Source organism: Halomonas salinarum (assembly GCF_012062845.1).
GTDB classification, from domain to species: Bacteria; Pseudomonadota; Gammaproteobacteria; order Pseudomonadales; family Halomonadaceae; genus Onishia; species Onishia salinarum.
This window is the reverse complement of the sequence record NZ_WWNB01000005.1, coordinates 1-12,445: the sequence shown is the minus strand read 5'-3', so window position 1 is coordinate 12,445 and position 12,445 is coordinate 1. Positions and strand designations below refer to the sequence as shown.

The following is a 12,445-nucleotide window of genomic DNA, read 5'->3' as shown; positions in this document are numbered from 1 at the left end:
GCTCCCGACGGGAGTCCGCATAATGGCGGCTTGTTGAGGCGGGAGCGTGCATGACAACCTTCAAGAACATTGGCCTGATCGGCCGCATGGGTAGTGCCAAGGTGGTGGAAACCCTGAAGCGACTGATCCGCTTTCTTGATGATGGCGGCTATCACGTCATTCTCGAGGACCGCACCGCCACCGTGATGCTGGATCATGGCCAGCAGGAAGCCAGTCGCCGGATGCTGGGTGAGATCTGTGACCTGGTGATCGTGATCGGCGGTGATGGCAGTCTGTTGGGGGCGGCCCGAGCGCTGTGTCGAAGCGGGACCCCGGTGCTTGGCGTCAACCGTGGTCGACTGGGCTTTCTGACGGATATATCGCCCAGTGAACTCGAGGACAAGGTCGGCGAGGTGCTGGCCGGGCGCTACACGATTGAGGAGCGCTTTCTTCTTGATGCCGAGGTCTACCGCCATGATGCACTGGTCGGCAGCGCAGAAGCCCTCAATGATGTGGTGATGCACCCGGGCAAGGCGGTGCGCATGATCGAGTTCGAGCTCTTTATCGATGACCAGTTCGTCTATAGCCAGCGCAGCGATGGTCTGATCATTGCGACCCCCACCGGCTCCACCGCTTATTCGCTTTCCGGCGGGGGGCCCATCGTTCACCCAAGCATTGATGCCATTACCCTGGTACCGATGTTTCCCCATACGCTGTCGAGCCGGCCCATCGTCATCGATGCCAGGTCCGAGATCCGTATTCATATCGGTGAGACCAACGAAGCCTATCCCCACGTCAGCTGTGACGGCCAGACACGGGTGGTGTCCAAGCCTGACGATGTCCTCTACGTTCGCCAGAAACCAGAGCGTCTGAAACTGGTCCATCCATTGGGTCACAACTTCTACGAGGTTTGTCGCAGCAAGCTCGGCTGGAGCAGCCGGTTGGGGGATTGACATGGCCATGACGGACAACATTGAAGGCTATGACCTGATCGGTGACGTGCACGGCTGTGGCGCCACCCTGGCAGCATTGCTCGAAAAGCTCGGCTATCATCGTCGGCGGGGTGTCTATCGTCATCCGCGACGGCGTGTGATCTTTCTGGGGGATCTTATCGATCGAGGTCCCAGAATTCGCCTGGCCGTGACCATTGCGCGTCGCATGGTCGAGGCTGGCGAAGCGCATATCGTCATGGGCAACCACGAGTACAATGCCCTGGCGTATTGCCGGCGCGATCCCGACGGTGGCTTCCTCAGGCCCCATACGCCGCGTCGCAATCGCATCATCAAAGAAACCCTCGAGCAGTACAGCGGTCACCTGAACGAGTGGGATGATACGCTGGCCTGGTTCATGCAACTCCCATTGTTCCTCGAGCTTGATGGTCTGCGGGTGGTTCACGCCTGCTGGGATCAGGCGCTGATCGACGCCTTCCGCCGTGATCATCCTGACGGACGAATTGATGAGGCCTTCCTGCGTGAGTCGGCGATTCCCGGGACCGAAGCATTTGCGATCCTGGATCGGCTCACGCGCGGCAGCCATCTCACCTTGCCCAATAACCTGGAGGTGCATTCCGGAGACGGCTTCAGACGCCGCAGTTTCCGAACTCACTTCTGGGCCAAGCACCCTGCCACCTATGGCGATGTGGTCTTCCAGCCAGACAACCTGCCGGATGACCTGGAGCTGCGCGTGCTGTCCGACAACGAGCGCGCCCGACTTAGCTATTACGGGCCTGACGAGCCCCCCCTGTTCATTGGCCACTACTGGTGCGAGGGCATCCCGGCGCTACCAGCGCCGAACGTGGCCTGTCTCGATTACAGCGCGGTAAAATTCGGTCGTCTGGTGGCCTATCGCTGGAGTGGTGAGGCTAGGTTGGATGCCGATCATTTCGTTTGGCTCAAGGTGCCTCGCGACGAGCAGGCGATGCCCAGGCCTTGGGAAATCGACTTTGATTGAGCAAGTTGGGCAGGATGAACGTTTGGTTACGCTATGATGACAAAGTTTTACATTATTTTAGCCGTTATGCATGAACTTCCTAGCTCGTGGCGCATCTCAAGTGTGTTCCCTTGAATGATCCCTTGCTCTTATCCGGCGGCCCCCTCCGCCGGATTTTTCTTTGTGGAATTCGTTACACTGGGCCTGCTGGCCGTGTTACGGCCAACACCCCATTCCCCATCGGCATGAAAAGGAACCCCGCATGTTGAAGGTGCTCATGCTGCCCCGAGACACCGATACCCGCGATCTGCGTCAGGCCCTGTGGGCGCATCGAATTGGTCATCGCTTCACTGAAGACGAAGATGGTTACACCCTGTGGTTGGCTGATCCCGCTCAGTTCGACGAGCTCACCCATCTCTTGGAAAGATGGAAGCGTGGCGATTCGTTGATGCCCAATGGCCACGCCGCCCGCGCCAAGCTCAACGATTCATCGTTGCTGCGCCCCTTCGCCCTGGCGCCGGTGACGGCGAGCCTGCTGGCGGCCTGCATGGTGGTGTTCGCACTGATGTGGCTGCTTGGCGATATCGTGGTGGCCATGCTTGCCATCGTGCCGGTGGCGGTGTCCGGCGGTAGCCTGACCCTCGGTACACTAGCCGATACCTTCGGATCCGGACAGGTGTGGCGCGTCTTTTCGCCGGCCCTTTTGCACTTCGGCTGGATGCACCTGGTATTTAACCTGCTCTGGATCTGGTATTTCGGTCGCCAGATCGAGGAACTTCGGGGTGGCAAGTTGATACTGGCACTGAGCCTTGTCAGCGCCATCGCCGGTAACCTGGCGCAGTATTCGACTGGAACGGTGCTGTTTGGCGGTATGTCGGGGGTGGTCTATGCGCTGCTCGGCTATGTATGGCTGATGTCACGACAAGCGCCTCGCAGTGGCTTCTTCGTGCCCCAGATGCTGGTGGTGTTCATGCTCGGTTGGATGGTGTTTACCATGACCGATATGGCCGGCTTGGTCGGTTTCGGCAACGTGGCCAACGAGGCTCATGTGGGCGGCTTGATCGTGGGCCTCGTTTGGGGCTGGTATGATGCGCGCCGTGCCCGCAGGGCCTGATGGGACGCTGGTGATACCCTGGGTCACAGGCGATGACACTCCCATGTCACTAAAGGAAGATTGAAATGAGCGAAATGACCTTCGACAAGATGGTGCAACAGATGACGCCGGCCATCTACGATAGCCTCAAGCAGGCGGTGTCACTGCGGAAATGGCCCGATGGACGGGTATTGAGCGCCGAGCAGGTCGAGCTATGTCTCGAGGCGGTGATCAAGTACGAGGCCGAGCATGGCGTATCCCCCGACCAGCGGGTCGGCTATCTGGATCGCACCAGCTGTGGGAGTGTCGATGGTGACAGCGACGCCGAGGAAAGCCTCACGTGGGTGAACTGATCGATACCGCCGCTCGCGGCCATCTGCGCAAGATGGTCATCACGCCCGGCAGAGCGGGAGAGGCGGCGGACTATGCAATGTGCCTGGATGATTCGCGCCTGCCGCTTGGTGCGCGACTGGGCCAGCCGTTGCGGCTTACCTGGACCGGTGCCATTGCATGCACCCACTGTGGCCGTGCCACCAAGAAGAGTTTCGCCCAGGGCCACTGCTATCCTTGCTTCAAGCGCCTGGCGAGCTGCGATACCTGCATCATGAAGCCAGAGACCTGCCACTTCTTCGCGGGCACCTGTCGCGAGCCGGAGTGGGCCGAGCGTCATTGTTTCCAGCCCCACGTGATCTATCTCGCCAATTCATCGGGACTCAAGGTCGGTATCACCCGGGGCACTCAAGTGCCGACCCGCTGGCTCGATCAGGGGGCCATCCAGGCCTTGCCGATTCTCGAGGTTGATACCCGCCAGCAGTCCGGCTTCGTCGAGATGTTGTTCAAGGAAGAGGTCAGTGATCGCACCAACTGGCGCGCCATGCTCAAGGGCGAGGTCGACCCCATGGACCTTGTCGCTGAACGCGACCGCCTCTTGGCCAAGCTGCAGGGCGGGCTTGCTAACCTGCGCGAGCGTTTCGGTGTTGATGCCATCCGCGAACTGGATGCTGCGCCGGTACATCTTGATTACCCGGTACTCGAGTTTCCGCGCAAGATTGTCTCGCACAATTTCGATAAGAAGTCCGAGGTTTCAGGTACGTTGATGGGCATCAAGGGGCAGTACCTGATTCTCGACAGTGGCGTCATCAACTTGCGCAAGTTTACCGGCTACGAGGTCGAGTTCGGCTGAATGGGCCTGGTCTCCACCCCTGATCGCGCCCCATCCCCTATCCGGCGGCCGTGATCCTGCGCTTGCCACAACGGTCGACTGCCTCGAAGACGCGTGATCGTTCGCCTCGAGACTGGCTGGCCCGACCGACACCTCCCCACCATGTCAGTCGATCCAGCCCCGTTCGCGGTAGTAGCGCTGTGCCCCCTCATGCAGCGGCGCACTCAGCCCCTCCTGGATCATGGTCTGGGGCGTGAGTTCGGCAAAGGCCGGGTGATGCGCCTTGAAGCGGGGCAGGTGCTCGAAGACTGCCTTGACCGTGTCGTAGATCAGCTCGGGAGCGGTGTCGCTGGAGGCGACCAGGGTGGCGCGGACCCCGAAGGTCTCGATGGCCGGTTGGCCGGGGCCGTAGAGACCGGCGGGGATGGTGGCGCGCGAATAGTAGGGATGAGCGGCCAGCAAGGCGGCGATGGCGTCACCCTCGACGGCGATGAGGCGGGCATCGCAGAGGCGAACCGCCTTGTCGACGCTGCGGTTGGGGTGGCCCACGGTGTAGACTATGGCCTCGATGTTGCCGTGGCAGAGCTCGAAGGCCTGCTGATCGGCGGGCAGGCCGCTGGCCTGGGCGAAGTCGTCCCGTGTCCAGCCGACGGCCTTCATCACCACCTCCATGGTGCCGCGTTGCCCCGAGCCTGGGTTGCCAAGGTTGATGACATGCCCGGGCAGGTCATCGAAGTGCTCGATGCTGGCCCTGCGTCGCACCACCAGGGTGAAGGGCTCGCTGTGCAGCGAGAACAGCGCCCGCAGGTCGGGGTCGGGGCCCGCCGCGGCAAATTCCTCCAGCCCATTGATGGCGCGATACTGGGTATCGGACTGCGCCAGGGCCATCGGCAGGCGACCCGCGCGCACGGCCTCCAGGTTGGCCACCGAACCGCCGGTGCCCACGGCCAGGCAGGGCAGGGTCACGACGCGGCACAGCGCGCGACCGGTGAGGTAGTAAACTCCGCTGGGGCTCGCCGTGCCGATGGTCAGCGTCGGCGCGTCGGTCTGAGCCGAGGCCGGCGTGATGGCGAGAGCCAGTATGGCGCCAGTGAGCCAGGGCCCCAGCAGCACGGCGCCGAGGCGCCTGACGTGTCGAATCGGCTGGGTGACGGCGCTCAGCAGGGATGTCGTCAGGGGGAGCGAGGGAGCAAGCGGCATGGGGGCGACCTGTAACGGACAAGGGGTGGGCCCGGCAGGAGCCCATGCTTGAGTATAGCCAGCCGCACGCCGCTCACAATATGAGTCGACTCCTCCGGTCGGCGCAGATGGGGATCAGGTGGCGTGGGGCCGCCGTTGATGCTAGGTCCGCGCCGGTGGGTCTCATCCGTAGTGGGCGAGCGCCGCTGCCAATTCCTGTGCGTGAAAGCGTCTGGCTGCTTCACCCTCTGGCCCACTGACTGCTGCGCTTTCCGTCTGCGTTGACGCCTCCCTTTTCCCATCATTCGTAGCGTCGCTGTCGAAGCGACCCAACCGGGTTGCCGTGTCGAAAAAACCCGGCGCCGGCAGGGCGTGGCGTTCCCTGGATTGGCTGACCACCAACGCCGCCAGGAAAGGCCGCCCGGCTTCAGCATCCTCAAGCATGCTGTCTTCAAGGAGGCGAGCCAGCGCTTGAATCATGCGCGGCGGGACGAGCCCCAGGGCATCACAGACCTGGCGGTAGGTGACAGTCTCTCCCTGGCGAGCGATGCGGGTCAGGTAGTCCCGCAGCAGGAGCTTGGCGGATGCATCATCGGTCATCTGGGGCGATCCTTGATCGAGTCGTGCCTAGCTGGCAGCGCTTAGGGACAATGGTTGTTTGAGCCGCTCATCCTAGCAGTCGACGCCTCAGCCACCGAGTCGGCGATTAGCCTCCATGCGCTCGAGAAATACCTCGAGGATACGCGTATAGAGCGCCCGTCCCAGGAAGGCATCTTCCACGCCGGTGTCGATGTTGGGATTATCGTTGATCTCGATCACCACCACCCGATCACCGATCTGTTTCAGGTCGACGCCATAGAGACCATTGCCGATCAGGCGAGTCGCCTTGAGTGCTGTCTTGATGACGGTAGCGGGGACGTCCTCGGGCGCGTGCGTGCTGAACCCGCCGCTTCTGGTCTTGCCCTTGGAGTGATCATAAATCTGCCAGTGCCCGCGAGCCATATAGTAGCGACTGGCGAACAGCGGCTGGCCGTTGAGCACGCCGACCCGCCAATCGAAGTCAGTGGGCAGCCATTCCTGAAGCAGCAACAGGGCCGATGAGCTGAATAATCGCTCAGCCTCGGTCAATAGCGCCTCGGCGGAGGCAATCTTGACGATGCCCCGCGAGAAGGAGCCATCGGGGACCTTGAGCACCATGGGAAAATTGAGTCCCGCCGCTTTTTCGGCCAACCGGGGCAGGTCATGTCTATTCAGCAGCATGCCTTCCGGGGCCGCTATGCCGCGCGTGCGCAACAGAGTGTGCAGATACACCTTGTTGGTGCAGCGCAGGATGGATCTGGGGTCGTCAATGACTACCAGCCCCTCATGCTCGGCGCGACGGGCCATGCGATAGGTGTGATGATCGAGGCTCGTGGTTTCGCGGATGAAAAGCCCATCGAACTCAGCCAGGCGACCCACATCTCGCTTGGTGATCAACGATACATCGATGCCCAGCTTGCGACCGGCGCGGATGAATTCCTTGAGGGCACCGCGGTTGCTTGGGGGCAGGTCTTCCAGTGGATCGACCAGCATGGCCAGATCGAAGCGATAACGCCTGCGTGCCTTGGGGCTGCGCCAGACCTTGCGCGAATGCCGGTTCAAGGCACTCGCGAACAGATCCTGTTCGTCTTGTGTGAGCGCGGTAAGTCGCAGGGGCTTGAGGCTTGATAGCCGCCACATGTCCTGGCGCCGCGTGAAGCGAGCCTCGAGCAGCGGGCAGGGCAAGCGTTCGAAGAGTCTGCGGGCCAGCTTGGACAGTGCCGGCTCGAGACACTCGCCGAACATCACCCGCAGAGTGACGCTATTGCCGGTCAACGAGCCACGTCGAGCAAGATCATTGAGCAAGGTGTTCAGGTCGTCGAGCTGCAGATCCACCAGTGCCTTGCGCGACAGTTGATTGAGCGTCTCGACACTAGGCAGCACGCGCTGGCCGCGCGCCTGGGCGAGCAATGAGACATAGTAGCCACTCTCCAGGTATTCGAGATCGCCGGACAGGTTGATGACATGGGTAGCCGCATCCTGTTCCTTTTCTTTCTCCAGATTCTGGGCCGGCCGCGTCTCGGCCAGGTAATCGTCGGCGGTAATCAGGTCTTCGGTTGGAAAGTAGGGGCGCCAGTCAGTGAGGCGGTCGACGACGATTTGCAGGGGCATGGACAGGCTCTCCTTGAGCGCGGCCTGGGGCAGTGATCGACGGTCAGCATGCACGTGCAGGAGGATCAAGACAATATGCGGATATGGTGAAATAAATTCATGATCCCAGGCGGTGACATGGGGTTACATGCATCGCAAAATCCTTCTCACATACCTAAGGTGCATCACGTCATGACCGCCCTGTTGCGCCCGGCTCGGCCGGGTGATCTTGCAGCGCTATGCCAGCTCGAACAATGCTGTTTCGCCACCGATCACTTCAATCGCCGTCAGCTGGCACATCTGCTGAAACGCGCTCATGCCGTCACCTGGGTGGCCGAGAATGAAGCCAAGTGTCTGGTCGGCTATGCCACCCTGCTGCTGCGTCGCAATAGTCGCGCGGCCAGGCTCTATTCCTTCTGCGTACATCCGGATATGCAGGGTCTGGGAATCGGGCGGCGGCTGCTTGATACCCTCGAGGGTGAGGCGCGCGAACGGGACTGTGAGTGGCTGATCCTTGAAGTGCGTGCCGATAACCGGCGCGCCAGGGCTCTTTACCGGCGCATGGGCTTTGGGTTGCGGCGTTGGCTCGACGATTACTATGCGGATGGCTGCGCCGCCTGGCAGATGGAGAAGGCGCTTATCGCCTCCGACACGGCGCAAGTGGCCAGCGGTTGACGCCAAAGGGCGGTCGAGACGGGTGAAATGCCCGTCACTGTGCTCTAGAATCGCACTCCTTTACCTTCTTCGTCAGGACTGTCTCATGCCCTCCTTCGATATCGTCTCAGAATTCGACAAGCACGAAGCCATGAATGCCGTGGATCAGGCCAATCGTGAAGTAACGACACGTTTTGATTTTCGGGGTGTCGATGCCAGCTTCACCCTCAATGACGATACTGTCTCGCTCGAGGCCGATGCCGATTTCCAGCTCAAGCAGATGATTGATGTCCTGCGGACGAAACTGATCGCTCGTGGTATCGATGCTCGCTGTATGGAAGAACAGGCCCCGGAGCTCAGTGGCGTCAAGGCTCGTCAGGATGTCAAACTGAAACAAGGGCTTGAGCAGGCGGACTGCAAGGCGATCGTCAAGCAGATCAAGGATGCCAAGCTCAAGGTTCAGACGCAGATTCAGGGCGACAAGGTACGTGTGACCGGCAAGAAGCGTGACGACTTGCAACAGGCCATTGCTCTGCTCAAGAGTGAACAGGGGCCGGACTTGGCGCTGCAGTACGATAACTTCCGCGATTGATCGGGCCATTTCGTCATGACGGTCGTATCTGGGCGATTAGGGGGAGTGCAGGATGCCGACCTATGCAGGCACGTCATTGAGTGATACTGGATACGATATAGTGCAAAGCGATTTCCGTTCATGGCCTCAATCAGGTTCAATCACTTGATGGATGCTAAGCTTAAGCAAGATGCTGTCGTCATCAGGAGAGCGGATATGCTTCGAACCACCGCGACCCGCACCGCCTACCGCCTGCTGGCGCTGGTGAGCTTTGCGCTCGGGGTGATCGGCGCCTTTCTGCCGCTGATGCCGACCACCTGCTTCATGCTGGTCGCGGTGTGGGCGGCCTCCAAGAGTTCACCACGTTTCGCCGCCTGGATTCGGCAACATCCGCGCTTTGGTCCGCCTCTGGCAGCCTGGGAGCGGGAGCGGGCGATTCCCCGTCATGCCAAGCGCCTGGCTGTGTTGATGCTGGGTCTGTCTATGGGGATGTTGGTATTTAGTCCGGTTTCACCGATCGTCAAGCTGGCCGTTATCGTGTTGCTTCTGGGCATCGCGGCCTGGATCGTCACGCGCCCCGAGCCACGTGCTTTCCCGATATTTACCTTTACCTCCCAGGCTCTATCGCCCCGAGCCATGAACTCGTTTCAGCGCCGACTTTGAGATGGCTGCCACTGGCGCCGTACAATGATCGGCGATTTCAGAACAGGAGCCTTCCTTGATGTCTGCAATGCAGCCGACCTACCTGCATGATTATCAACCACCCGCCTATCGCGTTACGCATACCGAGCTGAAGTTCGACCTGTCGTCGTCGGCGACCCGTGTCAGCGCTCGTCTGCATGTGGAACGTCACCCAGCTCATCAGGATGCCGTTGAGCAGCCGCTGGTTCTCAATGGCGAACAGCTTGACCTGAAGCGTATTGCGATCGACGGTCAGGACCTCGACGCTGATGAGTACTCGCAAGACGATGGCTTCCTCACCGTTCATCGTGTGCCGGCGCGTTTCCTCCTCGACACCGAGGTTGAGATCAATCCGGCGGGTAATACCGCACTGGCAGGCCTCTACCAGTCCAATGGCATGTTCTGCACTCAGTGCGAGGCGGAAGGCTTTCGCCGGATCACCTTCTACCCGGACCGCCCGGATGTAATGGCGACGTTCTCGACCACAGTGATTGGCGATCAGGAGTCGTCTCCGGTACTGCTGTCCAACGGTAACCCGGTGGAATCCGGCGAACTGCCTGGTGGACGTCACTTCGTGACCTGGGAAGATCCGCATCCCAAGCCCTGCTACCTGTTTGCCCTGGTGGCCGGTGACCTGAAGAAGGTCGAGGATCACTTCACCACCCAGAGCGGCCGTGATGTCACCCTGCAGGTATGGGTCGAAGAAGAGAACCTTTCCAAGACCGATCACGCCATGGCGTCGTTGAAGCGCGCCATGAAGTGGGACGAAGAGACCTATGGGCGTGAGTACGACCTTGATCTGTTCATGATCGTGGCCGTCAATGACTTCAACATGGGCGCCATGGAGAACAAAGGGCTCAACATCTTCAACTCGGCAGCGGTGCTGACCCATCCGCATACCGCCACCGATGCGGCGTTCCAGCGCGTCGAGAGCATCGTTGCGCACGAGTACTTCCATAACTGGTCGGGTAACCGTGTGACCTGCCGCGACTGGTTCCAGCTGTCGCTCAAGGAAGGCTTCACGGTCTTTCGTGACCAGAGCTTCTCGGCGGATACCAACTCGGCGCCGGTCAAGCGCATCGAGGATGTCTCGATGTTCCGTACCGCTCAGTTTGCCGAGGATGCCGGGCCGACCGCTCATCCGATTCGTCCGGATCACTACATCGAGATCGGCAACTTCTACACCCTGACCATCTATGAGAAGGGCGCAGAAGTGGTACGCATGTTGCGGAACCTGCTGGGCTGGGAGCTATTCCGCCGTGGCTCGGATCTGTATTTCGAGCGCCTCGACGGCCAGGCCGCCACCATCGAGGACTTCGTTGGCTGCATGAGCGACGTATCGGGTCTCGACCTGACACAGTTCATGCACTGGTATTCCCAGGCCGGGACACCGGAGATCGATGCCCATGGCGAGTACGACTACGCCAATTCCGAGTACCACCTGACCCTGCGCCAGCGCACTGCGCCGACCCCAGGCCAGCCGGACAAGGTAGCGCTGCATATTCCGATTCGCATGGGGTTGGTCGGCACCAAGTCCGGCCAGGATCTCAAGATGACCCTCGACGGCGAGTCGGTGGGAACCGACACCGTGATCCATCTGCGCGAGTTCGAGCAGCATTTCGTCTTTACCGACCTGGCCGAGGCGCCAGTGCCATCGCTGCTGCGGGGTTTCTCGGCGCCGGTCAAGCTCCGCTATCCTTACAGCCGCGAAGAGCTGGCCTTCCTGTTGCAGCATGATTCCGACGGATTCAACCGTTGGGATGCCGGCCAGCGGTTAGCGATGTTGGCACTCGACGACCTGATCGCCGCGCATCGCAACGGTGTCGAGAAGGTCATGGATGTCCGCGTCACCGACGCCTTCCGCACGCTGCTGACCGGCGAGACCGATGATAAAGCCGTACTCGCCGAGATGCTGACGCTGCCCTCGGAAGCCTATATCGCCGAGCAGCAGCCGATGGTCGATGTCGATGCCATTCATTCGGCCCGCACCTTCGTCAAGCAGTCGCTGGCGGTAGCACTGCGTGACGAGTTCATGTCGGTGTATCGTGCCAACCAGCTTGATGCGCCCTATGCGCCGGAGCCCGAGCAGATTGCCGCGCGCAGCCTCAAGAACGTGGCGCTGTCCTACCTTGTGGCGATTGAGGACGAGGAAGCCTTGGCGCTTGCTCAGGCGCAGTTCGACGCTGATCACAATATGACCGATGTGCGTACGGCGCTGACACTGTTGACGCATAGCACGCGCAGCGACCTGGCCGACCCGGCATTGCGAGCCTTCGGCGAGAAGTGGGCCCGCGATCCGTTGGTGATGGATCAGTGGTTCAGCCTGCAGGTCACAAGGCCTCAGGCGGACGCCCTGGAGCGCGTCAAGTTCCTCATGGAACATCCGAAATTCTCGCTGAAGAACCCCAACAAGGTTCGCGCGCTGATCGGCGCCTTCACCGGCAATCGGGTCAACTTCCACCGCCTTGATGGTGAAGGTTACAAGTTGCTGGCCGACGTGGTGATCGAACTCAATCGCCTCAATCCAGAAATTGCTGCGCGCATGGTCACGCCACTGACCCGTTGGCAGCGTTTCGATGAGGCGCGTCAGGCATTGATGAAAGCCGAGCTTGAGCGCATCCGCGCAGAGGATCTCTCGCCCAACGTCTATGAAGTGGTGGAAAAGGCGCTGGCTAATTGAGGCATCGAGCGCCGATTCTTTAGCCGTCGTCGGCGTGCCTTGGCGTCTAGCGTGCGTATCAAGGTCCGCCGGATAGCGAGTACCGGCGCTATTCAAGAGGCAAAAAGGGCCGCCCTCACAGGGCGGCCCTTTCTTGGTGCGCCAGGCATGGCGCGCAGCGCCGGACAGGTGCTGTTCCCGAGGGTGGTGCCTCGGGATGACTCGGGGGTGAGAGTCCCCTACGGACCCTGATAGCGGGAACCGTTAGCTGAACAGCAAGGGTGTCCGTCGCGAGGCGGAATCTGGAGGAAGCTGTAGGCAAACTCCTGGCCCGACGAACAGGAACCGCATACGAGGCTGTCGCACCTG

12 protein-coding genes are annotated in these 12,445 nt (G+C 60.8%); 9 read left to right on the top strand and 3 right to left on the bottom strand.

What is annotated here, in order from left to right; translation table 11 throughout:
- The first annotated feature begins 50 nt into the window (after nt 1-50).
- The 5 genes from HF027_RS05295 to HF027_RS05275 all read left to right on the top strand — a co-directional run bounded on the left by HF027_RS05295 (nt 51) and on the right by HF027_RS05275 (nt 4,184).
- A complete protein-coding gene (locus HF027_RS05295; RefSeq protein ID WP_168013590.1) occupies nt 51-932 on the top strand; it encodes an NAD(+) kinase in 882 nt (293 codons plus the stop codon).
- 1 nt (nt 933) lies between these two features.
- Nucleotides 934-1,929 (top strand): metallophosphoesterase, encoded by a 996-nt coding sequence (locus HF027_RS05290; RefSeq protein ID WP_209316410.1) that lies wholly within the window; start codon nt 934-936, stop codon nt 1,927-1,929.
- A gap of 241 nt (nt 1,930-2,170) precedes the next feature.
- Nucleotides 2,171-3,022 (top strand): rhomboid family intramembrane serine protease, encoded by an 852-nt coding sequence (locus tag HF027_RS05285; RefSeq protein ID WP_168013588.1) that lies wholly within the window; start codon nt 2,171-2,173, stop codon nt 3,020-3,022.
- Between the two features lie 65 nt (nt 3,023-3,087).
- The gene (locus HF027_RS05280; RefSeq protein WP_168013587.1) at nt 3,088-3,354 is read left to right on the top strand and encodes a YeaC family protein; all 267 of its coding nucleotides are present in this window, start codon (nt 3,088-3,090) and stop codon (nt 3,352-3,354) included.
- A gap of 32 nt (nt 3,355-3,386) precedes the next feature.
- Nucleotides 3,387-4,184 (top strand): DUF2797 domain-containing protein, encoded by a 798-nt coding sequence (locus HF027_RS05275; protein WP_168013848.1) that lies wholly within the window; start codon nt 3,387-3,389, stop codon nt 4,182-4,184.
- Between the two features lie 144 nt (nt 4,185-4,328).
- On the opposite strand, the gene HF027_RS05270 is transcribed toward HF027_RS05275, so the two are convergent.
- From HF027_RS05270 to HF027_RS05260, 3 genes are all read right to left on the bottom strand, one after another.
- On the bottom strand, nt 4,329-5,363 hold the full coding sequence (locus HF027_RS05270; RefSeq protein WP_168013585.1) for a TAXI family TRAP transporter solute-binding subunit: 1,035 nt from the start codon (nt 5,361-5,363) through the stop codon (nt 4,329-4,331).
- A 162-nt stretch (nt 5,364-5,525) separates the two neighbouring features.
- Nucleotides 5,526-5,942 (bottom strand): hypothetical protein, encoded by a 417-nt coding sequence (locus tag HF027_RS05265; RefSeq protein WP_168013583.1) that lies wholly within the window; start codon nt 5,940-5,942, stop codon nt 5,526-5,528.
- An 87-nt stretch (nt 5,943-6,029) separates the two neighbouring features.
- Complete coding sequence (locus HF027_RS05260) at nt 6,030-7,532, bottom strand: RimK family protein (RefSeq protein WP_168013581.1); 1,503 nt, start codon at nt 7,530-7,532, stop codon at nt 6,030-6,032.
- Nucleotides 7,533-7,703: 171 nt separating this feature from the next.
- Here HF027_RS05260 and rimI point away from each other — a divergent pair, with 171 nt between their 5' ends.
- The 4 genes from rimI (at nt 7,704) to pepN (ending at nt 12,097) form a co-directional block, all read left to right on the top strand.
- The gene (gene rimI, locus HF027_RS05255) at nt 7,704-8,186 is read left to right on the top strand and encodes a ribosomal protein S18-alanine N-acetyltransferase (protein WP_168013579.1); all 483 of its coding nucleotides are present in this window, start codon (nt 7,704-7,706) and stop codon (nt 8,184-8,186) included.
- A gap of 85 nt (nt 8,187-8,271) precedes the next feature.
- Nucleotides 8,272-8,757: a YajQ family cyclic di-GMP-binding protein gene (locus tag HF027_RS05250; RefSeq protein WP_168013577.1), complete on the top strand. Its 486-nt coding sequence runs from the start codon at nt 8,272-8,274 to the stop codon at nt 8,755-8,757.
- A gap of 195 nt (nt 8,758-8,952) precedes the next feature.
- Nucleotides 8,953-9,399, top strand: a complete 447-nt coding sequence (locus HF027_RS05245) for a YbaN family protein (protein WP_168013575.1) — start codon at nt 8,953-8,955, stop codon at nt 9,397-9,399.
- A gap of 58 nt (nt 9,400-9,457) precedes the next feature.
- A complete protein-coding gene (pepN, locus tag HF027_RS05240) occupies nt 9,458-12,097 on the top strand; it encodes an aminopeptidase N (RefSeq protein WP_168013573.1) in 2,640 nt (879 codons plus the stop codon).
- Nucleotides 12,098-12,445: the final 348 nt, after the last annotated feature.